At 72.1% G+C, this 25,129-nt stretch carries 22 protein-coding genes; 15 read left to right on the top strand and 7 right to left on the bottom strand.

Annotation, left to right across the window (positions count from 1 at the left end):
• Positions 1-40: 40 nt before the first annotated feature.
• From Q0817_RS11235 to Q0817_RS11210, 6 genes are all read left to right on the top strand, one after another.
• A complete protein-coding gene (locus Q0817_RS11235) occupies positions 41-1,453 on the top strand; it encodes a CCA tRNA nucleotidyltransferase (RefSeq protein WP_298587348.1) in 1,413 nt (470 codons plus the stop codon).
• Positions 1,450-2,811, top strand: coding sequence for a glycosyltransferase family 87 protein (locus Q0817_RS11230; RefSeq protein WP_298587345.1), 1,362 nt, complete (start codon positions 1,450-1,452; stop codon positions 2,809-2,811). Before Q0817_RS11235 ends, Q0817_RS11230 begins: the two co-directional genes overlap by 4 nt.
• Entirely contained in the window at positions 2,808-4,046 is a 1,239-nt protein-coding gene (locus tag Q0817_RS11225; protein ID WP_298587342.1) for a glycosyltransferase 87 family protein, read from the top strand. The genes Q0817_RS11230 and Q0817_RS11225 overlap by 4 nt, the downstream gene beginning before the upstream one ends.
• Before the next feature lie 144 nt (positions 4,047-4,190).
• Positions 4,191-5,156, top strand: a complete 966-nt coding sequence (locus Q0817_RS11220) for an ABC transporter ATP-binding protein (protein ID WP_298587339.1) — start codon at positions 4,191-4,193, stop codon at positions 5,154-5,156.
• Positions 5,153-6,169: an ABC transporter permease subunit gene (locus Q0817_RS11215; RefSeq protein WP_298587336.1), complete on the top strand. Its 1,017-nt coding sequence runs from the start codon at positions 5,153-5,155 to the stop codon at positions 6,167-6,169. Before Q0817_RS11220 ends, Q0817_RS11215 begins: the two co-directional genes overlap by 4 nt.
• A 113-nt stretch (positions 6,170-6,282) precedes the next feature.
• The gene (locus Q0817_RS11210) at positions 6,283-7,410 is read left to right on the top strand and encodes a hypothetical protein (protein ID WP_298587333.1); all 1,128 of its coding nucleotides are present in this window, start codon (positions 6,283-6,285) and stop codon (positions 7,408-7,410) included.
• On the opposite strand, the gene Q0817_RS11205 is transcribed toward Q0817_RS11210, so the two are convergent.
• From Q0817_RS11205 to Q0817_RS11190, 4 genes are read right to left on the bottom strand one after another with little or no spacing between them, the layout of a single operon-like run.
• Complete coding sequence (locus tag Q0817_RS11205; RefSeq protein WP_298587330.1) at positions 7,385-9,928, bottom strand: AMP-binding protein; 2,544 nt, start codon at positions 9,926-9,928, stop codon at positions 7,385-7,387. The genes Q0817_RS11210 and Q0817_RS11205 overlap by 26 nt on opposite strands.
• A gap of 23 nt (positions 9,929-9,951) precedes the next feature.
• Entirely contained in the window at positions 9,952-11,136 is a 1,185-nt protein-coding gene (locus tag Q0817_RS11200; RefSeq protein WP_298587327.1) for an ABC transporter ATP-binding protein, read from the bottom strand.
• Positions 11,133-12,824: an iron ABC transporter permease gene (locus Q0817_RS11195; RefSeq protein ID WP_298587324.1), complete on the bottom strand. Its 1,692-nt coding sequence runs from the start codon at positions 12,822-12,824 to the stop codon at positions 11,133-11,135. Before Q0817_RS11195 ends, Q0817_RS11200 begins: the two co-directional genes overlap by 4 nt.
• Positions 12,821-13,849: an extracellular solute-binding protein gene (locus Q0817_RS11190; RefSeq protein ID WP_298587321.1), complete on the bottom strand. Its 1,029-nt coding sequence runs from the start codon at positions 13,847-13,849 to the stop codon at positions 12,821-12,823. The genes Q0817_RS11195 and Q0817_RS11190 overlap by 4 nt, the downstream gene beginning before the upstream one ends.
• Positions 13,850-14,090: 241 nt before the next feature.
• On the opposite strand from Q0817_RS11190, the gene Q0817_RS11185 reads away from it, so the two are divergent.
• The 5 genes from Q0817_RS11185 to rplI all read left to right on the top strand — a co-directional run bounded on the left by Q0817_RS11185 (position 14,091) and on the right by rplI (position 16,500).
• On the top strand, positions 14,091-14,492 hold the full coding sequence (locus tag Q0817_RS11185; RefSeq protein WP_298587319.1) for a TM2 domain-containing protein: 402 nt from the start codon (positions 14,091-14,093) through the stop codon (positions 14,490-14,492).
• Between the two features lie 165 nt (positions 14,493-14,657).
• Positions 14,658-14,963 carry a 30S ribosomal protein S6 gene (gene rpsF, locus Q0817_RS11180; RefSeq protein ID WP_058873271.1) on the top strand — a complete coding sequence of 102 codons (306 nt, stop codon included), beginning with the start codon at positions 14,658-14,660 and terminating at the stop codon, positions 14,961-14,963.
• Positions 14,964-15,074: 111 nt separating this feature from the next.
• A complete protein-coding gene (locus Q0817_RS11175; RefSeq protein ID WP_298587314.1) occupies positions 15,075-15,716 on the top strand; it encodes a single-stranded DNA-binding protein in 642 nt (213 codons plus the stop codon).
• 78 nt (positions 15,717-15,794) lie between these two features.
• Positions 15,795-16,031, top strand: a complete 237-nt coding sequence (gene rpsR, locus Q0817_RS11170; protein ID WP_017835048.1) for a 30S ribosomal protein S18 — start codon at positions 15,795-15,797, stop codon at positions 16,029-16,031.
• Positions 16,032-16,050: 19 nt separating this feature from the next.
• Positions 16,051-16,500, top strand: coding sequence for a 50S ribosomal protein L9 (rplI, locus tag Q0817_RS11165; RefSeq protein ID WP_298587300.1), 450 nt, complete (start codon positions 16,051-16,053; stop codon positions 16,498-16,500).
• A gap of 99 nt (positions 16,501-16,599) precedes the next feature.
• Here the strand turns inward: rplI and Q0817_RS11160 are convergent, their stop codons facing one another.
• A complete protein-coding gene (locus tag Q0817_RS11160) occupies positions 16,600-17,217 on the bottom strand; it encodes a bifunctional 2-polyprenyl-6-hydroxyphenol methylase/3-demethylubiquinol 3-O-methyltransferase UbiG (protein ID WP_298587297.1) in 618 nt (205 codons plus the stop codon).
• Positions 17,218-17,315: 98 nt separating this feature from the next.
• Here Q0817_RS11160 and Q0817_RS11155 point away from each other — a divergent pair, with 98 nt between their 5' ends.
• Together Q0817_RS11155 and Q0817_RS11150 are read left to right on the top strand one after the other, a co-directional pair.
• A complete protein-coding gene (locus tag Q0817_RS11155) occupies positions 17,316-17,624 on the top strand; it encodes a hypothetical protein (RefSeq protein ID WP_298587294.1) in 309 nt (102 codons plus the stop codon).
• Between the two features lie 443 nt (positions 17,625-18,067).
• The gene (locus tag Q0817_RS11150; RefSeq protein ID WP_298587291.1) at positions 18,068-19,177 is read left to right on the top strand and encodes a patatin-like phospholipase family protein; all 1,110 of its coding nucleotides are present in this window, start codon (positions 18,068-18,070) and stop codon (positions 19,175-19,177) included.
• Here Q0817_RS11150 and Q0817_RS11145 read toward each other — a convergent pair.
• Entirely contained in the window at positions 19,174-20,148 is a 975-nt protein-coding gene (locus tag Q0817_RS11145; RefSeq protein WP_298587288.1) for an ABC transporter substrate-binding protein, read from the bottom strand. The genes Q0817_RS11150 and Q0817_RS11145 overlap by 4 nt on opposite strands.
• A gap of 166 nt (positions 20,149-20,314) precedes the next feature.
• Positions 20,315-21,745, bottom strand: a complete 1,431-nt coding sequence (locus tag Q0817_RS11140; protein WP_298587285.1) for an amidase family protein — start codon at positions 21,743-21,745, stop codon at positions 20,315-20,317.
• 152 nt (positions 21,746-21,897) lie between these two features.
• On the opposite strand from Q0817_RS11140, the gene dnaB reads away from it, so the two are divergent.
• Positions 21,898-23,706, top strand: a complete 1,809-nt coding sequence (gene dnaB, locus Q0817_RS11135; protein WP_298587554.1) for a replicative DNA helicase — start codon at positions 21,898-21,900, stop codon at positions 23,704-23,706.
• Between the two features lie 632 nt (positions 23,707-24,338).
• Entirely contained in the window at positions 24,339-24,929 is a 591-nt protein-coding gene (locus tag Q0817_RS11130; protein ID WP_298587282.1) for a recombinase family protein, read from the top strand.
• Positions 24,930-25,129: the final 200 nt, after the last annotated feature.

The following is a 25,129-nucleotide window of genomic DNA, read 5'->3' as shown; positions in this document are numbered from 1 at the left end:
CCGGGTCAGCGCCCCGCGGTCTGGAACAATGGGCCGCACCATGACGCAGCTCCCCGACGCCCACGCGATCCATCCCGCCGCCCTCGACCTGGGGCGGCGGTTCGCCGCCGCCGGCCACGAGCTGTCCCTCGTGGGCGGTCCCGTGCGGGACCTCTTCCTCGGCCGGCCCGCCCTGGACCTGGACTTCACCACCGACGCGACGCCCGACGAGACGCTCGCCGTGGTCACGGGGTGGGCGGACGCGGTGTGGGAGATCGGCCGTGCCTTCGGGACCATCGGGATGCGCCGGGGCGACGTCCAGCTGGAGGTGACCACGTACCGGGCCGAGGCCTACGACGCCGACTCCCGCAAGCCGCAGGTGGCCTTCGGCGACTCGCTCGAGGACGACCTGTTCCGCCGCGACTTCACCATCAACGCCATGGCGCTGCGGCTGCCCGGTATGGAGCTCGTGGACCCGCACGGCGGGATCAAGGACCTGCACGCCCGGGCGCTGCGCACCCCGGGGGCCCCGGAGGACTCGTTCTCGGACGACCCCCTGCGCATGATGCGCGCCGCGCGCTTCGCGTCCCAGCTCGACGTCGAGGTGGCGCCCGAGGTGCGCACGGCCATGACCGGCATGGCGGAGCGGATCGGGATCGTCTCGGCGGAGCGGGTGCGGGAGGAGCTCGTCAAGCTGATCTGCGGGCGCCGGCCCCGCCGGGGCGTCGACCTCCTGGTGAGCACGGGGCTGGCCGAGGTCGTGCTGCCCGAGGTGCCCGCCCTGCAGCTCGAGACGGACGAGCACCACCGGCACAAGGACGTCTACCAGCACTCCCTGACCGTCATGGAGCAGGCCGCCGCCCTGGAGTCGGGTCCGGACGGTCCCGTGCCCGGCCCGGACTTCCCGCTGCGCTTCGCCGCGCTCATGCACGACGTCGGCAAGCCCGCGACCCGGCGCTTCGAGGAGTCCGGCGCGGTCAGCTTCCGCCACCACGAGGTGGTGGGCGCGAAGCTCACCGCCAAGCGGATGCGGGCCCTGCGCTTCGACAACGACACCATCAGGACGGTGAGCCGGCTGGTGGAGCTGCACATGCGCTTCTACGGCTACGGGGACGCCGAGTGGACCGACTCCGCGGTGCGCCGCTACGTCCGGGACGCGGGGGAGTGCCTCGAGCGGCTGCACCGGCTCACCCGGGCGGACGTGACGTCCCGGAACCGGCGGAAGGTGGCCCGGCTGGCCGCCGCCTACGACGACCTCGAGGCGCGGATCGAGGAGCTGTCCGCGCGCGAGGAGCTCGACGCCGTGCGGCCCGAGCTGGACGGCGAGCGGATCATGGCGGTGCTCGGCATCCCGCCGGGACCCGCGGTGGGGCGGGCGTACAAGTTCCTGCTGGACCTGCGCCTGGACGAGGGGGAGCTGGGGCCGGAGGAGGCGGAGCGGCGGCTGCGGGCCTGGGCGGCGGACGCCCTGTGAGCACCCGGGCCGGCACGGGTGCGGCCGCCCGGGATGTCGACCAGGACATCGACCGGGACGTCGACCGGGACGTCGACCGGGACGTCGACCGGGACGTCGACCGTGACGTGGACCCGGACACGGTGCCGCCCGCCGGGCGTCCGGCGGCGCTCCGCGTGGGGCCGTGGGTTCTGGCCGGCTTCGCCCTCTACGCCGCGCTCCTGGCGTACCTGACCAAGCTCCCGTGCCGGCTCGTCACCTGGGAGCAGCCCGAGACGTTCCGGCAGCTCTGCTACTCGGACCTGCCCACGCTGTATGCCTCTCGGGGCATGGCCGAGGGCCGCTTCCCCTACCTGGACGCCTCGGCGCTGCTGGAGTACCCCGTGCTGCAGACCGTGGTGGCGAGCGCCACCGGCGTCCTGGCGCACGCCGTCGACCCGTTCGCCAGCGAACATGTCGGACAGGGCATATATTTCGATCTCAACGCGGTGCTCCTGGCCGGGGTCTGGGTGGCCGTCGTGCTGGTCCTCGGGCGGATGGTGGCGCACCCCGGTCACGCGGTGCTCGCCGCCCTGGCGCCCGCGGTGGTGGTCACCGGGCTCATCAACTGGGACCTGTGGCCGGTGCTGTGCACCGTGGCGGCCCTGCTCGCGTTCCGCCGGGAGCGGTGGGGGCTCGGCGGGGTCCTGCTGGGCGTGGGCACCGCGTTCAAGCTCTTCCCGTTCCTGCTCCTCGGGGCGGTCTTCGTGCTGGCCGTCCGGCGCCGCGAGGCGGGGCCCGCGCTGCGGGCGGCCGCCGGCGCGGCAGGGGCCTGGGCGGCGGTCAACCTCCCCTTCGCGCTGCTGGACCCGGTGCAGTGGGGCTGGTTCTGGCAATTCAGCCAGGACCGCGGCGCGGGCTTCTCCTCCGTGTGGCACTGGTGGAACGACGTCGCCGCGCCGCGGCTGGACGTCCCACTGCTCTCGGCCGAGGGGGTCAACGTCCTGGCCCTCGCCGGATTCGCCCTCGCCTGCGTCCTGATCCTGGTCCTGGGGCTCGTGGCGCGCGAGGAGCCGCGGCTGGAGCAGCTCGCCTTCCTGGTGCTGGCGGCGTTCGTGCTGTCCAACAAGGTGTACTCGCCGCAGTTCGTGATCTGGCTCGTGCCCCTCGTGCTCCTGGCCCGGCCCCGGGTCGGGGAGTTCGTGGTGTGGCAGCTCGTCGAGGTCCTCCACTGGGCGGCGGTGTTCCACTGGCTGGGCCACCTGACCGGGGGCGGGGACGGGCTCGCGCTCGCCGAGGACGTCTACTTCACCGCGGTGGCCCTGCACACGCTCGCCGTGGGCTACCTGGTGGTCCGCGTCGCGGCGGACGTGCTGCGCGGACGGCGGGCGAGCCCATGAGCCCGCAGGGCGGCCGGAGCCGGGGCGGCCACGACGCGCTGCTGGTCGGCCTGAGCCTCTACACGGTCATGACGGCCTGGCTGCTGCGGTTGCCCTGCCGGGTGCCGGGATGGGGCGCGGAGGCGAGCCTCCCGGCGCTGTGCACCACCGGGACCGGTCCCGGCGAGCCCACGGGGGCGGGCGGGTTCTTCACGGGCGGTCCCGCGGGGGACCAGCCCGCCCTGGTCGGGATGATCACCACGGTGGTCGGCTGGCTCGCCGCCCGCCTCTCCGCGCTGTTCGGCGCGGACGTGGACCGGGACGTGTTCGCCGACCTGTCGGTGCTGCTGCTGGCCCTGGTGTGGATCGGCACGGCGGTCGTGGTCTCCGCGCTCTCCGGGCGGCGCGGGGCGGACGCGTTCGTGCTGGCGCTCGCGCCGGTGGCGGTCCTGGTCGGCTTCAGCTCCTGGGACCAGCTCGCCGTGCTGCTCATGGTGCTGGCGCTGCTTCTCCACGTCCGGGGCCGCCCCGTGCCGGCGGGGATCGTCCTGGGTCTCGCGGCGTCCGTGGCGCTGTTCCCCCTGGTCGTCCTCCTCGCCGTGCTGCTCCTGGCCGTGCGGTACCGGCAGTTCCGGGACTTCGCGGTGGTCCTGGCCGGGACGGTGGTCACCTGGGCGCTGGTCAACGGGCCGTTCCTGCTCTCGGCGCGGGACCGGTGGGCCCGGCAGTTCGGCACGCCCGGGGAGGAGCCCGTGGCCGGGTCCTCCCTGTGGGGCGTCTGGGCCCGGGTGGAGCAGGCGCGCACGGGCGCGGCCCCCGATCCGGCGGGCGGGGCGCAGTACGTGCTCCTGGCCCTCGTGCTGGGTTTCGTGGCCGTTCTGGTGCTGACCCTGCTCACCCGGCAGGAGCCCAGTGTCGTCCAGATCGCGTTCCTCCTGCTGGCCGTGCTCGTGCTCTCCGGCCCCGGCTACTCGCTCGTCCACGTGCTGTGGCTGGCGCCCCTGGTGCTGCTGAGCCGGCGCAGCTGGCCGGAGTTCGCCGCGTGGCAGCTCGTGGAGGTCCTGTGGTGGACCACCCTGGTCCTGCCCGAGCCGGCGTGGCCGGTGCTGCCGGGCCTCGGACCGATCGGCTGGGACGCGCAGGACCTGCTCGCCGCGGTGCGCGTGCTGCTCCTCGTGCTCCTCGTGGTCGCCGTCGCCGTCGACGTCCTCCGGGGCGGGCGGGCGCGCCGGATCGGGCTGTCCGAGCCCGGGTGAGCGCGCCGGCGGCGGCTCCGCCGGGAGGGGGAGGGCGCGGGCGCCACGCCCGCACGGGTTCATCCTGCCGGTGGTGCCGTCCCCACCGGCGCTCCCGTAGGTTGGAAGCGGAGAAGAACTGACGAGTGCTCGGGAGGAGCGCCGGTGATCGAGATCGAGAACCTGACGAAGACCTACGGCGGCAAGACGGCGGTGGACGACGTCAGCTTCACCGTCCGCCCCGGCAGGGTCACCGGGTTCCTGGGGCCCAACGGGGCCGGCAAGTCGACCACGATGCGCCTCGTCGTCGGGCTGGAGTCCGCGACCCGGGGCCACACCCGCGTCAACGGCAGGCCGTACGTCCAGCACCGGGCGCCGCTCGCGGAGGTCGGGGTGCTGCTGGACGCGAAGGCCGTCCACCCCCGGCGCACGGCCCGCGCGCACCTCTCCGCGCTCGCCGCGACCCACGGCATCCCGAGGTCCCGCGTCCAGGAGGTCGTGGACCTCACCGGGCTCGGGGCCGCGGCCGACAAGCGGGTGGGAGGCTACTCCCTCGGCATGGGCCAGCGCCTCGGCATCGCCGCCGCGCTGCTCGGCGACCCGCACACCGTGATCCTCGACGAGCCCGTCAACGGGCTGGACCCCGAGGGCGTCGTGTGGGTGCGCCACCTCGCCAAGTACCTCGCCTCCGAGGGCCGCACGGTCTTCCTGTCCTCCCACCTCATGTCGGAGATGGCCCAGACGGCCGACCACCTCGTGGTGATCGGCCGCGGCCGGATCCTCGCGGACGCGCCCATCCAGCAGATCCTCGCCGGCGGCCGCACGCGCACCCGGGTGCGCACCACCGACCGGGCGGCCCTGCGCCGCGCCCTGCAGGGCACGGACGCCGGGATCACGGAGTTCGACGACGACGGACTCCTGGTCACGGGGCCGGAGCCGCGGCGGATCGCCGAGGCCGCGCTCTCCGACAGTGTGCTGGTCCACGAGCTCACCCCCCTCACGGAGAGCCTCGAGGACGTGTACATGGCCATGACCCAGAACGAGGTCGAGTACCGCTCCGGCGGCGCTCCCGCACCGACCGACCCGGCGCCCTGGGCGGGCGCCGACGCACGAACCGGAGACCGAGCATGAGCACCAGCACCTCGACCGCACCCCGCCCGCAGACCGGGGCCCCGGACCCCGCCGGGCCGTCCCGCCACGCGTCCCGGGTGCGGCTGAGCTTCGGCCGGGTCCTGCGCTCGGAGTGGATCAAGTTCCGGTCCCTGCGCTCGCACTGGATCCTGCTCGGCGTCGCCCTGGTCCTCTCCCTCGGCTTCGCCGCCCTCTCGGCCTCGAGCGCGCTGACCTTCATCGACTTCAACGAGCAGGCCGCCCAGGAGCAGGTGGACGCGATGCTGGACGGCCGGAGCCCGGAGGAGCTCGGGCTCACCGAGGAGGACGTCCAGCAGCAGAAGGACGAGTTCATCGCCCAGTCCGAGCAGCAGATGACGGAGGGCTCGGGGCTGTCCCTGCCGGACGGCATGGGCTTCGGCGAGTACATGGCGATGTCCAGCGCCAACGGCGGCCTGCAGCTGGTCGTGCTGCTGCTGGGCGCGCTCGCCGTGCTGGCGATCGGCTCGGAGTACTCCACCCGATCCATCCAGACCACCATGACCGCGGTGCCGCGGCGCACACCGGTGATGCTCGCCAAGGCGGTGGTGCTCTCGGCGGTCACGTTCGGGTTCGGGGTGCTGAGCGCCCTGCTGTCCCACCTGCTCGTCCAGCCGATCCTGGCCGGCGGGGACCTGGGATACGACCTGCTGCAGGAGGCCGTGCTGCTCAACGTCCTGGCGGTGGGCGTCTTCTACATGATCACCTCGTGGCTGGGCTTCGGCCTGGGCGCCCTGCTGAAGTCCACCACCTGGGGCATCGTGGTGCTCGTGGTGCTGCTGATGGTCCTGGAGATCGTGCTCTTCGCGCTCTCCTTCGAGTGGCTCGACGACGTCAAGCCGTACTCCCCGGCGGCGGCGGGCGGGCAGCTGACGGCGATGTACCAGCCCTCGGGCGCCGTGCTGAACCACGTGGAGTCCGGTCTCGTCTACGGCGCCTGGGGCCTGGTGCTCGTGGCGGCCGGGGTCCTGGTCACCAGGAGACGCGCGCTCTAGCCGTCCTCCCGTCCCGGCTACGGCGCCGGCCCTACGATGTGAGCTGGTGGGCCGGGACGCGGCCCGGATCTCCGGCGCGAGCGCCGGACGGACCGACAGGGACAGGAGCTGCGGTGTCGGTGTCACGGGAGCGGGAGGCCGGCCAGGCCCTCTCCGCGGTCGACGCCCGGGGCCTGCGGCGGACGCTGCTGCACTGGCTGATGGTCGTCGTGGTCCTCGTGACCGTGTTCAGCTCCGTGGTGAACTGGGTCTTCGTGGACCGGGAGCCGCAGGACCCGGTGGAGGCGTGGCTCGGCGGGCTCGAGAGCGGGAGCTCGCGGCAGCTGCTGTCCCGCACCGAGGCCGTCGTGGCGGACCCCACCCTGACCATCTTCTCGAACCGCGTGTACCGCAACGCCGCGGGGCGGATCAGCGGCCACGAGATCCTGGGCGTGGACCACCGCGGGAGCCGCGGCGAGGTGCGGGCGCGCGTGTGGTGGGACGGGCCCGGCGGCGCCCGGGAGCGGGAGGAGGTCCACGTCTACCCGGTGCACCAGGTGCGGCGGACCGGTCCCTTCAACGACCAGTGGCAGCTGGACTCCCCGGACGCGGCACCTCTGTCGATCCACCTGCCCGCCCCCCTCGACGAGCTCTCCGTCAACGGGGAGAGCATCCGCCCGGACGCGGACGAGCGGGTGCCCGACCCCCAGGGACCCGGCGGCACGTGGCGCTTCGAGGCCCTGCCCGGGGACTACGCGATCGGGCTGCCGGGGAACTCGTACTACGCGGCCGCCCCGCCCCTGGAGCCGCACACCGTGGCGTTCCGGGCCCCGCAGCCGGCCACGGTGGAGCTGCGGTTCGAGCCCTCGCCGAGGATGTGGCACGAGGTCGACGACCGGATCCAGGAGTGGCTGGAGAGCTGCACGGCCTCGGAGGAGCTGCACGCCGAGGGGTGTCCCTCGTCCCGGCGCTGGGCGGCGCCGCAGGTTCCCCTCGAGCCGTCCGCGGCGGCGTCCGGGGCGCCGGATCCGGAGATCACCGGCGTCCGGTGGCGGCTGGTCTCCCGGCCGGCCCTGGTTCTGGTCCAGGATCCCGGGGACCCGCTGCGCTGGACGGCGGACCCGTACCGGCCCGCGCAGGCGCGGCTGAGCTACGAGGAGGACGGGGAGACGGTCACGGAGCGGATCGAGTTCCCCGTCCGCGCCACCGTGCGCTCCACGGGGCAGAGCGCCGAGATCAGCGTGGGCCTGGAGCAGCCGTGAGCGGAGCCTCGTCGGCGGGCTGCGCCGTGCGCACCGGTCCGCGCCGGAGTCCGCCGAGCACGCGGTCGGCCAGGGCCCAGTAGGCCACCCCCACCACGAGGGAGGCGAGCACGGCCAGGACCGGGCTCACCGGCACCAGGGGCGGATAGACCAGCCAGTGCGTGAGGTAGACGTACAGGGACGCGCTCGCGAGCCGGGCCGTCACCCGGCGCAGGCCCACGGGCACCGGCAGGGTGGGCACCCACAGCAGCAGCAGGATCCCGGCGACCAGGGTGGCCTCCCGGACCGGGCTGTCGAAGTAGCCCGGCACGGTGAGGAGGGTCAGGAGGGTGACGAGGGAGCGCTGGAGGGTCGTCCGCGACCGGGCCGCGGCCCAGCCGAAGGCGAAGATCCAGAACACCGGCGCGGGCTTCGGCAGTCCCGGGTCCACGATGTCGTAGCGGCTGACCAGCCCGATCGCGAGCAGGGCGAGCGGGAAGAGCCAGGGGGCGGCGCGCTCGGCACGGTCCGCCCAGGGCAGCGCCATGAGCGCGGTGACGGCCACGAGGACGTAGACGAGCATCTCGACGAACCAGAAGTGCCACTGGGACGTGAGCTCCTGGGGGCCGACGATGCCGTTGAGCAGCAGGATGTTGGCGACCGTGTAGTCGTCGGTGAGCAGGTGGGCGACGGCGATGAACGCCACGGAGGGCGCCACGATCCGGCCCAGGCTGCGCAGCTGGCGCCGCAGCCGCGGGAGCCGCGCCCCCGTCAGCTGGAAGCGCGCGAAGTTGTACCCCGCCACCGCGAAGAGCACGTGGGCGGTCTGGAACGTGAAGATCTCCACGTGCGTCGCCACGATGCACACGATGGCGACGGCCCGGAGCACGATGCCGGTCTCCAGGAACGAGACGAGACCCCGTCCGCGCGGAACGGGCCGGGGGGCCAGGTCCCGCACGGGCGTGAGGTGCCAGTCCGGCGGGAGGTGCCCGAGGGCCTGCTCGAGCCGGACGGAGGCCGCCACGTAGGACAGCGAGTCCCCCTCCAGGGAGACGAACGTGTCGTCGTCGCCGACGTCGGGCCGGTCGAGCACCTCGGCGAAGATCCGCCGGACGTCCTCGGGGCCCTCGGCCCGGCGCCGCGGCGGTGCCTCCGGCGCGGCGGGCGGTGCGCCGAGCGCCAGGACCGCCGGATAGTCCACCTTGCCCGTGCCCAGACGGGGCAGCTGCTCGACGGCGTGGAGCTCGACGGCCGGGCGCGGCAGGCCGATGCTCTCGGCCACGGCCTTGGCGAGCAGGGACGTGTCCTGCTCCCCCTCGGCGGCCACGACCAGCCGTTCGTCGGCGCCGGCGGCGGCCGCGCTCACGCCGAGCTCGGCGAGGATCCTCTCGACCTGCCCGAGGTCCACGCGCAGGCCCACGATCTTGACGAACCGGCTGCGCCGCCCCACGACCTCGTAGAGCCCGTCCGGGTGGCGGCGGGCGAGGTCCCCGGTGCGCAGCTCCTCGACCGTCCGCCCGGCGGCGAGGTCCTCCGGGTGCTCCGCGTAGCCGAGCATGACGTTGGGTCCGCTGTACACGAGCTCCCCGTCCGGCAGTCCGTCCACGGGGTCGATGCGGAACTCCCCGCCCGGGATCGGGATCCCGATCGTCCCGGCGCGCTCCGCCGCCAGCTCCGGGGGCAGGTACGCCATCCGGGCGGTGGCCTCCGTGGCCCCGTACATCACGACCAGGTCCCAGCCGCGCCGCCTGCCGGTCGCCGCCCAGTGCCGGACCTTCTCCGGGGCGAGCCGGCCGCCCGCCTGGGTGACGTACCGCAGGTGCGGGAGGTCCGTGTCCGCGAAGCCGACGCGCTCCAGCAGCTCGAAGGTGTAGGGCACGGCGGCGAAGGAGGTGGCGCGGTGGGCCCGGACGAGGTCCCAGAAGCAGGGGTCGACCACCGACAGGTCCGTCAGCACCAGCCCGGCGCCCCGGAGGAGGTGGCTGTTGAGCACCGACAGCCCGTAGCAGTAGGACATGGGCAGCGTCGTGGCGGCGCGGTCCTCGGGCCCGATGCCCAGGTACTCGGCGATCGACTCGGCGTTGGCCGCCAGGTTCTCGTGCGAGAGCCGCACGAGCTTCGGGGAACCGGTCGAGCCGGACGTGCTCAGCAGCAGGGCGAGGTCCGGGTGCAGCTCGTGCCGGGACCCCGGGCGCCGCTCCTCGATGACCGGGGTCCCGTTCCCGGAGCGCAGCACGACGTCGGGGTCGTAGGCCGCCACGAGCGACTCGACCGCGGCCGGCTTGTCCGCCGGGACCAGCAGGAGCGGGTGACCGGCCGTGAGGGCCGCGAGATAGGCCACGAGGGAGTCGATGTCGTTGGAGGCGGTGAGCACCGCCAGCCGGCGCTCCGTCCCCAGGCGCGCGGCCACCTCCTCGACGCGTTCGGCCAGCTCCCGGTAGCTCAGGACGAGCTCGTCCGTGAGAACGGCGGGGCGGTCCCCGTGGCGGGCGAGATCGGCGGCGAAGGCGACCCGGGCGAGGTCAGGTTGGAGGCTCACCTGCACCAGGGTAGAGAAAACCGTTAGCGAAGGAAAGTCTTGCCTAATTCGTCCGACATGCGGGACCGCCGGTTCGAGGTGCCGTCGGAGGACCGGGGCGGCGGGGCCGTGACGGCCCGGTCGTCGACCAGCAGCGTGGGGGTGGTCCCGGCCGTGACCGTCACCGCCACCGGTGTCCCCACCGGGTGGCGCACGTTGTGGGGCTGCCAGGAGCGCAGCGTGCGCCCGGAGGCCAGCCGGACGTGGTGCAGCACGAACGCGCCGTGGTACTCGACCGCGCTGACCCGCGCCGGGGAGGCGGGGTCCGGCCGCAGCGCCACCTCGTGGGGGCGCAGCACCACGTCGACGTCGACGTCGCTGTCCGCCCACCCGGGCACGGTGGAGACGATGCCGATCTCGCAGGTGAGCAGGGCGCGGTGGACCCGGGCGGGCAGGAAGTCCGCGTCCCCCATGAAGGACGCCACGAACCGGGTGGCGGGCTGCTCGAAGACCCGCTCCGGGGTGTCGGACTGCTCGATCACCCCGTCGTGCATGACCACCACGCGGTGGCCGACCGAGAGGGCCTCCGTCTGGTCGTGCGTGACCAGCACGGCGGTGGTGCCGGTCTCGCGCAGCGTGGCCACGGTGTCCCGGCGCACCTGCGCGCGCAGCGACTCGTCGAGGCTGGAGAACGGCTCGTCGAGGAGCACGACGGCGGGACGGGGGGCCAGGGCCCGGGCCAGGGCCACGCGCTGCTGCTCGCCGCCGGAGAGCTCGTGGGGGTAGCGGTGCGCGAGGTGTCCCAGGCGCACGAGCTCGAGGACCTCGCCCACCCGGGTCCGCCGCTCGGCGCGCGGGAGCCGGTCCAGGCCGAAGGCCACGTTCCTCGCGACCGTCAGGTGCGGGAACAGGGCGTGGTCCTGGAAGACGAGGCCCACCCGCCGGCGCTCGGGCTCCTGGAACCGGCGCCGGTCCGCCACCACGTCCCCGGCGATGCGGATGGTGCCCTCGTCCGGCCGCTCGAGACCCGCCACGAGGCGCAGCGTGGTGGACTTGCCGCAGCCGGAGGGGCCGATGAGCGTCACCAGCTCGCCGGGCGGGACCGTCAGCTCCAGTCCGCTGACGCCCACGGAGGACCCGTAGTGCTTGCTCAGCTCCTCCAGGACCAGGGCGGGCACGGTGCCGCCGCTGTCGGGCGCGGTCTGCGTGCTCGTGGTCTGCACGGTCATGAGGGCACCTTTCCGTGGCGGTCTCCGCGGTGGGCCTGCCGGACGAGGTAGAACACGGGCACGACCGCCGCCGCCACGATCACGAGCGCCGGCAGGGCCGCCTTCTCCCAGAAGTTCTCACGCGCCAGCTCATAGACCCACACGGAGGCCGTGGTGAAGCCGAACGGGCGCAGCAGCAGCACGATGGGCAGCTCCTTGACGGCGTCGATCATCACGAGGACGAGGGCCGTGGCGACCCCCGGGCGGGCGATGGGCAGGTGCACCCGGGTGAGGACCCGGAGCGGGGACGCGCCGAGGCTCTGCGCGGAGAAGGTGACGGTGGGGGAGATCTTGGCGAGGCTCGCGTCCACGGCCTGGTAGGCCGGGGCGAGGAAGCGGATCACGTAGGCGTAGAGGATGCCGAGCACGGAGCCCGTCACCAGCAGCCCCGTGCCCCCGGGCACGCCCGCCCGTTCGAGGGCGGTGTCCAGCCCGGCGAAGGCGATGAGGACGCCGATGCCCACGACGGCGCCGGGAACGGCGTAGCCGAAGGTCGTGAGCTGCGCTGCGAAGGCCACCGCCCGGCCGCCGCCCATCCGCACCCCGTGGGCGACGGCGAGCGAGAGCGCCACGCAGGCCACGGCGGCGATCCCGGCGACCACGAGGCTGTTGCCGAGGTACTGCGCGAAGCGCGGGTCCGAGAGGGAGGCGGGGTTGCCGATCGCCTCCCCGACGGCCCACACGAGCAGCTGGAGCACGGGCACGAGGAACCCGGCGGAGAGGGCGGCGAGGGAGAGCAGGGTGGCGCCCCAGGCGCGCCAGCCGGTGAGTCGCCGCGGCTGCAGCCCCTGGCCGCGGCCGCCGCGCTGGTGGAACCGGGCCCGGCCCCGGAGCAGCCGTTCGCCGGTCAGCACGGCCACGGCGAACAGCAGCACGAGCACGGCGAGCTGGGTGGCGGCGTGGAAGTCGAAGGTGCCCTTCCACACGAGGTAGACCCCCACGGAGACCGTCTGCACGTTGAAGTACTGCACCGTGGCGAAGTCGGTGAGCGTCTCCATCATCACGAGTGCCAGTCCCGCCGCGATCGAGGGCCGGGCCAGGGGGATCAGGACCCGCCGGAGCGCGCGTCCCCGGCCGGCGCCCAGGGTCCGCGCGGCATCGTAGGTCCCGCTCGTCTGCTCGACCAGCGCGGAGCGGGCCAGGAGGTAGACGTACGGGTAGAGCGTCAGGGACATCACCAGCACGGCGGCGGGCAGCGAGCGGACCTCGGGCACCCACACGTCCGGCCCCAGCACGGCGCGCAGGGCCCCCTGCACCGGCCCCGCCACGTCGAAGACGGAGAGGAACACGAAGCCCAGGATGTAGGCCGGCATGGCCAGCGGCAGGACCAGCAGCCAGACCAGGACGTCCCGCAGGGGGAAGCGGAAGGCGGTCACGAGCCATGCGAGCCCGCCGCCCACCACGAGGGTGCCCGCGCCCACGCCCAGCATCAGCAGGAGCGTGGTGAGCACCATCCGGCCCAGGTCGCGCGGCGGGGTGGCGGTGCCCAGGCTCCCCAGGCCGTCCACGACCACCGCCAGGACCGGGGTGGCCACCACCACGGCGACGACGACGACGAGCGCCGACCAGGCCGGGCGCCCCGAGCCGGGGGCCCGGCGCGGCCGGCGGGCCGATGTCCTCGTCTGCGCGAGGACGGCGGTTTCGGTCACTGGTACCCGGCTTCGGCCAGCAGGTCGACGGCCTCGGCGTTGAGGTCCCCGTAGGCCTCGGCGTTCAGGGGCATCCGCTCGAACTCGCCGAAGGCCGCGATGGAGGGGGCGGGCTCCACGGAGGGGTTGACCGGGAACTCGTGGTTGGCGTCCACGAACGCGTTCTGGCCGTCGGTCGCGAGCCACTCGATGAGCCGCTGGGCGTCCTCGGCGTTGTCGGAGCCCTCGACCACGCCGGCCCCCGAGATGTTCACGTGCGTGCCGGCACCCTCCTGGCTGGCCCAGAAGAGGTCGACGTTCAGGTCCGGGTTCTCCTGGAGGGTGCGCGCCAGGTAGTAGTGGTTGTTGATGCCCACGTCGCACGTGCCGGCGTCGATCGCCTCGAGCAGCAGGATGTCGTTGCTCATGATCTGCACGTCGTTGTCGACCCAGCCCTCGACGATCTCGAGGGCCCGCTCCCGGCCGTGCAGGTCGATCAGGCTCGCCACGAGGGACTGGGTGTAGGCCGAGGTGGCGTCCCGCATGCACAGCCGGTCCTGCCACTTCGGGTCGGCCAGTCCCGCGTAGGTCTCCTCGGGGTCGAACTCCGCGGTGTCGACGTTGTCCGGGTTGTAGGTCACGGTGCGCGCGCGCATCGCCAGGCCGTACCACCGGCCCTGGGGATCACGCAGGTCCTCCGGGACCGCCTCCTCGAGGGCCGCGGAGTCCAGGGCGGCCAGCTCGTCCTGCCGGGCGGCGTTCCACAGGTTGCCCGCGTCCACGGTCATGAACACGTCGGCCGGGCTGTCGTCCCCCTCGGCCTTGAGCCGTTCGAGGAGCTCGGCGTCGTCGCCCGTGATGAACTCGACGCTGATGCCGGTCTCGTCGGTGAACTCGCCGAACGCGCCCTCGAGGTCGTAGTGCCGTGCCGAGTAGATCTGCAGGTCGGCGGGCTGCTCGCCCAGGCCGAGCGTGCCGCAACCCGTGACCAGGGTCGTCAGCGCGGTCAGGATGCCGGTGGTGGCGTACAGGGAACGACGACGCATCGGAGCCTCTTCCGGAGGGCGCGGCGCTCGGGGACCGCGCGACGATCATTTGGCAAGGAAAGGGTAACCTAATCGGAACCGCCCTCGCGTCGCCCCGGGGTCGACGCCGCCGCGGGGCCCGGCCGGGCGCCCCGCGGCGGGCCGGGCACCGGAATAGTGCCCGGGGGCGGGCGGTTGCACTGGTCGGGCCGTTCCCCGCGGACGGCCCTCCCGAGATCCCGTCCGTGCCGAAAGGACCCCCGTGGCTCCCGAGCCCGAGTACTACCGCCCCGTCCCGCTGAACAACGACCCCGGCCGCGCCGGGTACTCCCGCGCGCCCTACGGGCAGCCGTTCGGCGGGCACGGCGCTCCGCACGCCGGACCGCCCGTGGTCAACGTGGTGGGCGGGAAGTCCGTGGTCCTCGCCTACGTCCTGTGGCTCTTCCTGGGCTGGCTGGGCATCCACAAGTTCTACCTGCGCCAGCCGATCTGGGGGCTGATCTACCTGTTCCTCGGCGGCCTGGGCTGGACCCTGGCGGGGATCGGCGTCGGGATCCTGTTCCTGATCCCGTGGGCGCTGCTGATGTTCCTGGACATCTTCACCATGCCGTTCCGCACGGCCCTCGTGAACGCCTCCATCGCCCGCAGCGCCTCCCGCTGGTGAGTCCGGGTTCCGCGCGCCGGTTCCGCGCCGGCCCGCGGATGTAGTAGTGTTGTGAGGTCTGTGTGCCCGCCGCCCGACGTGCGGCGCCGGCGCGCGGACGACGCTACAGAACCTCCTGCTGCGGAAGGACCGCAGCCGCTCAGCCCGAAGGAGGTGGGTTCGAACATGCGTGAGTACGAACTGATGGTGATCATCAACCCCGAGGTCGAGGATCGTGCCGTGGAGCCGACTCTCAAGAAGTTCCTCGATGTCGTCACCAAGGACAACGGGACCGTCGACAACGTCGACATCTGGGGCCGTCGTCGCCTCGCCTACGAGATCCAGAAGAAGACCGAGGGCATCTACGCGGTCGTCCGCTTCACCGCGACCCCGCAGACCACCCAGGAGCTCGACCGCGTCCTGAACCTCAACGAGGCCATCATGCGCACCAAGATCATCCGCCCGGAAGAGCAGAAGATCTCCGCCGAGTAAGGACTTCACAGACTGACCATCGAGGGCGCCCCGACGGGCCCCCGGTGAGATGCTGCAGAGATCCGAGCACGTCCCGCACGACCGCGAACACCCTCGACCCGGGAGGTCCACATGGCTGGTGACACCGTCATCACCGTTATCGGCAACCTGACCGCCGACCCCGAGCTGCGCTTCACCCCGTCGGGTGCGGCCGTGGCCAACTTCACCGTTGCGTCCACGCCCCGCACCTTCGACCGCCAGTCCAACGAGTGGAAGGACGGGGAGACCCTGTTCCTGCGCTGCTCCGTGTGGCGCGAGGCGGCCGAGAACGTGGCGGAGTCCCTGCAGAAGGGCATGCGCGTCATCGTCCAGGGTCGGCTCAAGTCGCGGTCCTACGAGACCAAGGAAGGCGAGCGGCGCACCGTCACCGAGCTCGACGTCGACGAGGTCGGTCCTTCGCTGCGCTACGCGTCCGCGAAGGTCAACCGCAACGCCCGCTCCGGCGGGCAGGGCGGCGGCGGCTTCGGCGGCGGCGGCCAGCAGGGCGGCGGCTTCGGCGCCGGCGCCCCGGCCGGCGGCGGATTCGGGGGCGACTCCGGGTTCGGCGGCGGCGGTGGCCAGCAGGGCGGCGGCACCGGCTTCGGCCAGGGCGGCCGCTCCGGCGGCGGGCGTCAGCCCGCTCCGCAGGCAGCACCCCAGAACGACCCCTGGAGCCAGTCCTCCGGCGGGAACTACGACTGGGGCAGCGGCCAGGACGACGAACCGCCGTTCTAGACCTTCCGCACATGTCCCATCCACCCCATCCCGCGGTGACAAGCCGCGGGCTCCACTCGAAGAACAAGGAGCACCACGATGGCCAAGGCTGAACTCCGTAAGCCCAAACCAAAGCAGAACCCGCTCAAGGCTGCCAAAGTCACTGAGATCGACTACAAGGACGTTGCGCTGCTGCGCAAGTTCATCTCCGATCGCGGCAAGATCCGCGCCCGCCGCGTCACCGGTGTGACCGTGCAGGAGCAGCGCAAGATCGCCCTGGCGATCAAGAACGCCCGCGAGGTCGCGCTGCTGCCCTACTCCGGCGCCGGCCGCTGATCAGAGAGGACAGACACTCATGGCAAAGATCATCCTGACGACCGAGGTCACGGGTCTCGGCGCTGCCGGTGACGTGGTCGAGGTCAAGAACGGGTACGCCCGCAACTACCTCTTCCCGCGCGGCTTCGCGACCCCGTGGTCGCGCGGCGGCGAGAAGCAGATCGAGAGCATCAAGGCCGCCCGCGCCGCGCGCGAGGTCGCCTCGCTCGAGGACGCCCAGGCCCTGGCCCAGAAGCTGACCTCCGCCACCGTGACCATCCCGGTCAAGGCCGGCTCCGAGGGTCGCCTCTTCGGCACCGTCAAGGCCGAGGACGTCGCCAAGGCCGTCGAGGCCGCCGGCCTCGGCGCCGTGGACAAGCGCAAGGTGGAGCTGAACCAGCACATCAAGACCACCGGTGTGTACCAGGCCTCCGTGCGCCTGCACGAGGACGTCAACGCGAACGTCGAGTTCGAGGTCGTCCCCGCCTGACCGGTTCCTCCGGACCGTCCGAGCACGGACAGGGCCCCCGCGGTGCGCCGCGGGGGCCCTGTCCGCATCTCTGGGTCCTTTCCGCATCTCCGGGGCCTGTCAGCGCGGCCGGACGGCCTCGACGACGACGTCGAGCGCGGTTTCGGTGGTGCGCACCTGCTCGGCGCGCAGCAGGTCCAGGCCCTTGCCCTCGAGCACGGCGACGGTCTCCTGCAGCGTCGGGCGGGGAACGGTCGGGGGCGGGCCCTCGACGCTCCCGGGGGCGTGGGTGATCCACAGCAGCCGGCCGCCGGGAACGAGCCACTCGGCGGCGCGGCGGAGCAGGGACAGATCGTGCTGGAAGTACGCGGCGACGATCAGGTCGAACCGTGGGGGCACGGCGTCGGGCCCGGAGCGCTGCTCCTGGTCGGGGGACCAGGTCCGCAGGTCGGCGATCAGGGCGCGGCCCGGCAGGCCGTGCTCGGCCAGGGCACCGGTGACGGTCCGCACGGCGCTGGGGGAGAAGTCCACGGCGGTGGGGTCGTAGCCGGCGGCCGCCAGGGCCAGGGTGTGGCGGCCGGTGCCCGCGCCGAGGTCGAGGGCCGTCGGCGGGCCGCCCGCGGTCTCCCCGGCCGTCCGGTCCAGGAGGGCGGTGACCTCGGGGTGCGGCTGGGCGCCGTCGGGGGAGGACGCGCCGGAGGCGTACCGGTCCTCCCACATGCGCTGGTTGTCGTCCACGGGCATCTCCTGGGTGGCTCGGGCGGATGGGTCGGGCGTGCGGGGACTCTTGGGGCGGCGCGGCGGTGCCGTCGAGCTCCTCGGGGGACAATGGGTGCATGCCGTCCCTGATCTCCCGCGTCACACCGTCCGCCCTGTACTGGTTCGGCGTGGGCTGTCTCCTCTTCACCGTACTGGCTTTCGCCGTGGCATTCCTGGGCGGGAACTCCGCGGGCACCGAGACCTCCATGGCGTTCTTCGTGATCGGGTTCATCGCGGCGGCGGTGGGGGCGACCGTGACGGCGGTGGTGGCCCTCGCGGGAGCCGTGGGGTTCCCGTCCGCGCGGGTCCGGTTCCTGGTGCTGCTGGGCCTGTCGGTGCTCTGCCACCCGCTGCTGTGGCTGGCCCTGCTCGCGTCGGTGTCCTGAAGGTCGGAACCGGTTCAGCACCCCGGCGTCCCGACCGGTGTCCACGGTCCGCCCGGGGCCGGTCGCGGGCGCCGTGGCCGGCGAGCGGAGCGCCTGACCGAGTGGCCTCCGACGTGGGCCGGGACACGAGTCGAAGAACACTGCGCTGTGGATGGGGCGGGTGTTGTCCATACCGTCCCTGCACAGGGTGTGCACCGACGTATCCGCAGGTCAGAACGGCCTTTTGGGGATCCTGTGCATAACTTTCCACAGCCTTCTCCCCAACCTGTGCACAGCCGTCCACGGCGTTTTCCACCGGTTGTCCACAGGGTGGAAAACCCTGGGGACTGGTAGGGTTTCCGGCCCTCCCGAGCCGGAGACCTCCGTGGGCCGGGGGCGGCGGGCTAGGCTCGGGGCACCGGCCGGTCCGGCGGTCGGGTGCCCCTGCGGAAGAGGAGCGGCGGATGTCCCCACGCACGCGCGTGGCACTGGCGCTGGGCAGCGGCGGCGCCCGCGGCTACGCGCACATCGGTGTGATCCAGGTGCTCGAGGAGCGCGGCTACGACATCGTGACGGTCGCGGGAAGCTCCATGGGGGCGCTCGTGGGCGGGCTCCACGCCGCCGGCCAGATGGAGGCGTACGCGCAGTGGGTGCGGGGCCTGAGCCAGCGGGACGTGCTGCGGCTGCTGGACCCGTCCCCCTCGGCGCCCGGCGTGATCCGTGCGGAGAAGATCATGGCGAAGGTGCGCGAGCTGCTCGACGGCAGGCTCATCGAGGACCTGCCCATCCCCTTCACCGCGGTGGCCACGGACCTGCTCGCCCGCAAGGAGGTCTGGTTCCAGGAGGGCCCGGTGGACGTGGCCGTCCGTGCGTCGATCGCCCTGCCCAGCATCATCACCCCCGTCATGCTCAACGGCCGGCTGCTCGCCGACGGCGGGATCATGAACCCCGTGCCCATCGCCGCGACCGTCGCGACCCGTGCGGACGTGACGGTGGCGGTCTCCCTCTCCGGGGGTCAGCAGTCCGGGGAGGGCAGGGTCCCCGCCCACGAGACCGCCGCCGTGCGTCCCACGGAGGAGTGGGCGGAGCGGTTCCGCCGCGGCGCCTCCCACGTCCTGGACCGCGAGCTGACCCGCAGCGTCCTGGAGCGCTTCGCGGAGACGCGCGGCCGCGGCGGCTCGTCCCGGTTCCTGCGTTCCGCCGGGGTGGCCCCGGCGGACGTGGACGAGGGCCTCGTCCCGGAGGCCGTCCAGGACGTCGTCGAGGAGGCCGCGGAGGAGGCCGTGGAGAAGGCTTCGGAGGAGCTCGTCCAGGAGGGGTTCGGTGTGCTGCCCGCGGGACTGCGCACGCTCGACGTCATGCAGCTCTCCCTCGAGGTGCTGCAGTCCATGGTGCTGCGCTACCGGCTGGCCGGCTATCCGCCCGACCTTCTCATCACCGTGCCGAAGAGCGCCGGGCGGCTGCTGGACTTCCACCGCGCCGGGGAGCTCATCGAGCTCGGCCGGCGGCTGACCGAGGAGGCCATCGACCGCGCCGACGAGTTCCCGGCGGCGCGGTCGGGCCCGGGGGTCTAGTCCGCCTGGATGATCTCGTCCAGGTTCGCCTCGTTCGAGATCACGTCGTACTTCAGCATCAGCTCCGAGAGCGTCTCGAGCTCGTCGCGGTCCACCTCCGCGTCGAACTCCTCCAGCCGGAGGTCGGCGGCGACCTCCTCCGGCATGTTGAGGAAGCTCACCAGGGTCTCGCGCACCCGCTCCGGGTTCTCCTGCGCGAACTGGAGCGCGTCCTCGATGGCCGCGTTGTAGTTCTCGAGGACCTCCGGGTTCTCCTCGGCGAACGACGCGCTGCTGAAGGTGACCATGGTGTCGAGGCCCGGCACCGTGTCCTGGTAGTTGTAGCCGACCAGTGCGGTCTGCTCGCCGTTGATCAGCTGGGTCAGGAACGGCTCCGGGACCCAGGCGGCGTCGATCTCTCCGCGGTCCAGCTGGGCCGGCATGTCCTGGAAGGGCATCTCCACGAACTCCACGGCGTCGGGGTCCCCGCCGTCCTGGCTCACGGCCTCCTTGATGGTCAGGTCGCCCTGGCCGTTGATCGTGTTCACCGCGACCCGCTTGCCGGCCAGGTCGGCCCAGGACGCGATGCCCGCGTCCCGGTTGGCGGCGACCCCGGTGATGTCCTCGCCCTCGGGCATGGAGCTGCTGTAGCCGCTGAGGATCTTCATGTCGAGGCCCTGGTCCTTGGCGAGGATGACCGAGAGCGGGTTGCCCACGCCGATGTCCATGGAGCCGCCCGAGACGGCCGGGAGCATGGCCGCGCCGCCCTGGGCGGTCTCGATCGTGACGTCCAGGCCGTGCTCCTCGAAGATGCCCTCGTCGAGGGCGAGCTGCACGGGCGCGGACGGGGCGATGGGGATGACGCCGATGGTGAGGGGCTGCATCTCCTCACCGTCCGCGCCCCCACCGGTGGTTCCCCCGCCGCCGCAGGCGGTCAGGGTGAACGTCAGGACGGTTCCGACGGCGGCTGCTCTGGCGAACGGGTGCTTCATGGTGGTCCTCTTCCTCGGGTCGGTCCTGCCGGCGCCCGGCACCGGCGAATCCGCTGTGACATGCATCACGCACGTCGGTGTCCTCACCGTAGAGGCAGACCGTTGGATTCGTCAACGGTTGTGGCTCTGAACCGTTGCACTGTCCCCCGAAGTGAACCGTGCCGGCTCACTGGTCGCGCAGCAGCGCCTCCACGGTGCGCGCGAGGTCCAGCAGCACGGCGTCCGCACCCGGCCCCGCCGCGAGCTCCAGGCCCACCGGCAGGCCCTCCGCGGTGCGCCCGGCGGGGATGCTGATCCCCGGCGTGCCGAGAACGCCCGCCAGGTCCGAGTGGCGGGTGAAGGTGTCGAAGGTGGGCACGCGCCGGCCGTTGAGGTCCACGGTCTCGTCGTCGCCGATCGGCCGGGCCGTCAGCGGGCACGTCGGCTGCACCAGGGCCGAGACCCCCTGGGCCTGGAGCGCCCCGGTGTACAGCCGCAGGGCCAGCCGGCGCTCCTCCTGGGCCGCCCGGTACTCGTCGTCGGCGGCGCGGAACACCTGCGCCAGCTCCCAGATCCGCCGCACGTCCGGGCTGCCGATCCCGTCCCGGACCTCGTCGAGGGAGTGTCCCGTGCCGCGGGCGTCCAGGTAGGCCTGCAGATCAGGCAGGAACTCGTGGAGGGCGAACGTCATGCCGGCCGCGGCCGCCAGCTCGCGGGCCGGCCGGACGTCGACGCCCACGAGCTCCGCACCGGCGGCCTCGAGCGCCCGCAGGGCCGCGCCGAAGACCGTGTCCACGCCCGGCTCCAGGTCCTCGAGGAACAGCTCGGGCACGCCCAGCCGGACGCCGTGCAGCGGGCCGGGGCCCTCGTCGTCGAACTCCAGGTGCCGCGCGCCGGGCACGCCGAGCGGGTGCTCGCCGGCGAGCAGGGCGTCCAGCAGCACCACGTCGTCCACGGTCCGGGCCATGGGGCCGATCGTGTCCCGCGAGTGGGCGATCGGCAGCACGCCCGACGACGGGTAGCGGCCCAGCGTGGGACGGAACCCCACGATCCCGCAGAGGGCCGCGGGGATGCGGGCCGAGCCCCCGGTGTCCGCGGCGACCGCCGCCGGGACCAGGCCCACCGCCACGGCCACCGCCGAGCCCCCGCTGCTGCCGCCGGGGCTCAGGGCCGGGTCGGCGGGGTGGTGCACCGGGCCGAACGAGCCGTTGTTGGAGGTGATGCCGAAGGACAGCTCGTGCAGGTTGGTCTTCAGGGTGAACAGGGCGCCCGCCTCGCGCAGCCGGGCCACCGCGGGGGCGTCCCGGCCCGCCACGTCGTGCTCGAGCGCTCGCGTCCCGCCCGTGGTGGGGAACCCTGCGACGTCCACGATGTCCTTGACCGCCAGTGGGATCCCCGTCAGCGGGCCCCGGGTCTCCCGGCGGTCCAGCGCGTGGGCGAGGGCCCGGGCCAGCTCCGGGTCCGCGCTGATCACCGCCCCCAGGCGCTGCGCCGTGGGCAGGCGCTCCAGCAGGGCGTCGAGGTGCTCCACGTGGCTGATCCGGCCCGCCGCCAGCTCCGCCCGGGTGGTCCGGATGTCCCACGAACAGGGGCCGCTGAGGTCTGTGCTGAGCGTCATGATCCATGGTGTCCACGGACGGGCCCGGGCGGCAAGCGGTGTCCGCGGTCGGTGCGAGAATGGAGGGGCTGCCCGGAAGGTCGGGGCGGCGTCGTCGTTGTGTGCGCACCCCGCAGTCCGCGGGTGCGCGAGGAGAGGTGGACCAGGTGTCGATGGTGTCGGAGCGCTCGTCCGGGAGCGACCGGGAGTTCGGCCGGACCCCGCCGCAGGACAACGTCGCGGAGCAGTCCGTGCTCGGCGGGATGATGCTGTCCAAGGACGCGATCGCGGACGTGGTCGAGGTACTGCGCGGCGTCGACTTCTACAAGCCCGCCCACGAGTCCATCTACGAGGCCGTGATCTCCCTGTACGGGCGCGGCGAGCCCGCCGACGCCATCACCGTGGCGGACGAGCTGACCAAGCGCGGCGAGATCGAGCGCGTCGGCGGTCCCGCGTACCTGCACACCCTCATCTCCTCCGTCCCCACCGCGGCGAACGCCGGCTTCTACGCCGAGATCGTGCGCGAGCGCGGCGTGCTGCGCCGGCTCGTGGAGGCCGGGACCAAGATCGTGCAGCTGGGCTACAGCTCGGACGGCGAGGTCGACGACATCGTCAACGCCGCCCAGGCGGAGATCTACCAGGTGGCCGAGCGCCGCTCCTCCGAGGACTACACGGTGCTCAAGGAGGTCATCGAGTCCACGGTCGACGAGATCGAGGCCGCCGGCTCGCGCGGCGAGGGCATGCGCGGCGTGCCCACCGGCTTCATCGAACTCGACGAGCTGACCCAGGGCTTCCAGGGCGGCCAGATGATCGTCATCGCGGCCCGCCCCGCGATGGGCAAGGCGCTCGCCCTCGACACCGCGATCCCCACTCCTGCCGGATGGACCACCATGGGCGAGATCCAGGTGGGGGACGAGGTCGTCGCTGCCGACGGCACGCCGTCCCGCGTGATCGCGACCACCGAGGTCATGACCGACCGGCCCTGCTACCGGGTGCGCTTCGACGACGGCTCCGAGATCGTCGCGGACGAGCAGCACCAGTGGCTGACGGCCACCGACGACTCCTCCGCGGTGCGGACCACCGAGGAGATCCTGGCCTCCATGCTGGTGGGAGAGCAGCACGTCGTCGTCAACGCCCCCGCCCTCGACCGCCCGGAGGCCAGCTATGAACCGGGAGGGCGACGACGTCTCACGGCTGTCGAGCCGATCGACTCCGTACCGGTGCGGTGCATCGAGATCGATCACCCCTCGCACCTGTACCTGGCCGGGCGGACCTTCATCCCCACCCACAACTCCACCTTGGCGCTCGACGTCGCGCGGTCCGCGGCGATCAAGCACAACCAGACCACGGTGATCTTCTCTCTCGAGATGAGCCGCAACGAGATCGCCATGCGACTGCTCTCCGCCGAGGCCACGCTGAACATGCAGGACCTGCGCAAGGGTCGCCTGCAGGACGAGCAGTGGGCGAAGATCGCCACCACGATGGGCAAGATGGACTCCGCGCCGCTGTTCATCGACGACTCCCCGAACATGTCCCTCATGGAGATCCGTGCGAAGTGCCGGCGGCTTAAGCAGAAGCACGACCTCAAGCTCGTGGTGCTGGACTACCTCCAGCTCATGAGCTCCGGCAAGAAGGTCGAGTCCCGCCAGCAGGAGGTCTCGGAGTTCTCCCGTGCCCTGAAGCTGCTGGCCAAGGAGCTGGAGGTCCCGGTCATCGCGCTGTCGCAGCTGAACCGTGGGTCCGAGCAGCGCCAGGACAAGAAGCCGATGGTGTCTGATCTTCGTGAAAGTGGATCTATCGAGCAGGACGCGGACATGGTCATCCTGCTGCACCGCGACGACGTCTACGACAAGGAGTCACCGCGCGCCGGTGAGGCCGACGTCATCGTGGCGAAGCACCGCAACGGTCCCACCAAGACGATCGTGGTGGCGTTCCAGGGCCACTACTCCCGGTTCGCGAACATGGCCCACGAAGGGCTGTAGCGCTCGCAGGGCGACTTGCAGGGCCGTCGGCGTTATCGAGATACAGGCAAAACTGAACGACCCTCGGGGAACCTAAATCTTGATTAAGGCGCGGCTGGCCACTCCGAGGCACAAGCTGTATGCGCGAGTCCATAGAACCTTCCAGTGATCCCTGGAAAATTGACGGTCAGGATCGACGCCGTAGGGAACCGTTTTTGGTCAAAGGGCTCCAAACTGCGAAAGGCAAATGAGCAGATTGCCTACCGGCTATTGAGACCTGGCCTGAACCGCATCCAAACGGCGAAGGAGCAGTGAACCCGTTTCATCGGGGACGGCGTGGCCAACACCCCAGTCTTTCTCTCGAAATAGCAGGACTTGTGACAGCCGTGCTCTGACACGCTGGCCGACGTCCAGAAAAGGTGCGAGGTCGTCAGCGCCAAGATCTTCGCGTTCCGGCGTCGTGGGCTTGAACCCAGGAAGAGCGACAGTCACGAAAGCGCACCAGGTATCTCAAGCGATGGGATGCGAGACGTCTCGTCCCGAAAGTTTGCGCCCGCATGTTTCCGCGGATCGGCCTGTCTCACAGCTATGTACTTTATTCGTACCCCTAGAATCTGATACTCAACGTTGGTTGCGAGACAGATGGGGTGGACATGGGGAAGCTGATCGGATATGCGAGGGTGTCGACGCGGCAACAGGATGCGGACCGTCAAGTATCCGACCTCCTGCATGCCGGTGTGCGGCGCGATGACCTTTATGTGGACAGTGGAGTATCTGGAGGGCGTGCATCGCGTCCAAAGTTCGACAAGGCCGTGGCTGCGCTCGAGGAGGGCGACACGCTGGTGATCACCACACTGGACCGGCTGGGTCGGTCGACGCAGAACATGCTGGCCTTCGCCGAAGCACTGCGGGGAAGAGGCGCTGGGTTGCGGGTACTGAACCTCGGTGGGGGAGACGTGGACACCGCGACCCCGATGGGCTCGATGGTCTTCACCGTCATGGCGGCCCTCGCCCAGATGGAGCTGGAGATCAAGCGGGAGCGAATCACCGACTCGGTGGCCAAGCGCCGGGCCGCCGGCAAGGACCTCGGTGGGCGGCGCCAGACCTTCACCGACTCCCAGATCCGCAATGCCCTGCGGTTGATTGACGGTGGGGAGCCGGCCACCCAGGTCGCCCGGGACCTTGGGATGTCCAGGGCGACCCTGTACCGGCGGATCCGTGAACTGCCTGTGTTGAGCAGGTGAGCGGATGTTATGTGCGGAACTGGGGATGCGTGGGGCATCCCCTCCATCGGTGGGCTTGGTGGTGGAAGGGTTTAACCGGCGTCACTGGCCGATGGTGCTAGCGGACATGCCAATCTCCCTGTAGGCGGACACGTACCTCCCTGCTGACGGACAGCTGATCTCCCTGTTCTCAGCCCCGGGGCCAGCCTCGTGTCGGTCCC

This window comes from uncultured Kocuria sp. (assembly GCF_947500125.1).
Lineage (GTDB): Bacteria > Actinomycetota > Actinomycetes > Actinomycetales > Micrococcaceae > Kocuria.
This window is presented reverse-complemented; position numbering and strand designations above follow the sequence as displayed.

Excerpts from the sequence above, each read along its gene's own strand:
- Q0817_RS11190 (WP_298587321.1), bottom strand. The coding sequence starts at position 13,849 with ATGCGTCGTCGTTCCCTGTACGCCACCACCGGCATCCTGACCGCGCTG.
- rpsF (WP_058873271.1), top strand. The coding sequence starts at position 14,658 with ATGCGTGAGTACGAACTGATGGTGATCATCAACCCCGAGGTCGAGGAT.
- rplI (WP_298587300.1), top strand. The coding sequence starts at position 16,051 with ATGGCAAAGATCATCCTGACGACCGAGGTCACGGGTCTCGGCGCTGCC.
- Q0817_RS11150 (WP_298587291.1), top strand. The coding sequence starts at position 18,068 with ATGTCCCCACGCACGCGCGTGGCACTGGCGCTGGGCAGCGGCGGCGCC.
- Q0817_RS11145 (WP_298587288.1), bottom strand. The coding sequence starts at position 20,148 with ATGAAGCACCCGTTCGCCAGAGCAGCCGCCGTCGGAACCGTCCTGACG.
- Q0817_RS11130 (WP_298587282.1), top strand. The coding sequence starts at position 24,339 with ATGGGGAAGCTGATCGGATATGCGAGGGTGTCGACGCGGCAACAGGAT.
- rpsR (WP_017835048.1), top strand. The coding sequence starts at position 15,795 with ATGGCCAAGGCTGAACTCCGTAAGCCCAAACCAAAGCAGAACCCGCTC.
- Q0817_RS11215 (WP_298587336.1), top strand. The coding sequence starts at position 5,153 with ATGAGCACCAGCACCTCGACCGCACCCCGCCCGCAGACCGGGGCCCCG.
- Q0817_RS11235 (WP_298587348.1), top strand. The coding sequence starts at position 41 with ATGACGCAGCTCCCCGACGCCCACGCGATCCATCCCGCCGCCCTCGAC.
- Q0817_RS11175 (WP_298587314.1), top strand. The coding sequence starts at position 15,075 with ATGGCTGGTGACACCGTCATCACCGTTATCGGCAACCTGACCGCCGAC.
- Q0817_RS11225 (WP_298587342.1), top strand. The coding sequence starts at position 2,808 with ATGAGCCCGCAGGGCGGCCGGAGCCGGGGCGGCCACGACGCGCTGCTG.
- Q0817_RS11155 (WP_298587294.1), top strand. The coding sequence starts at position 17,316 with ATGCCGTCCCTGATCTCCCGCGTCACACCGTCCGCCCTGTACTGGTTC.
- dnaB (WP_298587554.1), top strand. The coding sequence starts at position 21,898 with ATGGTGTCGGAGCGCTCGTCCGGGAGCGACCGGGAGTTCGGCCGGACC.
- Q0817_RS11140 (WP_298587285.1), bottom strand. The coding sequence starts at position 21,745 with ATGACGCTCAGCACAGACCTCAGCGGCCCCTGTTCGTGGGACATCCGG.
- Q0817_RS11200 (WP_298587327.1), bottom strand. The coding sequence starts at position 11,136 with ATGACCGTGCAGACCACGAGCACGCAGACCGCGCCCGACAGCGGCGGC.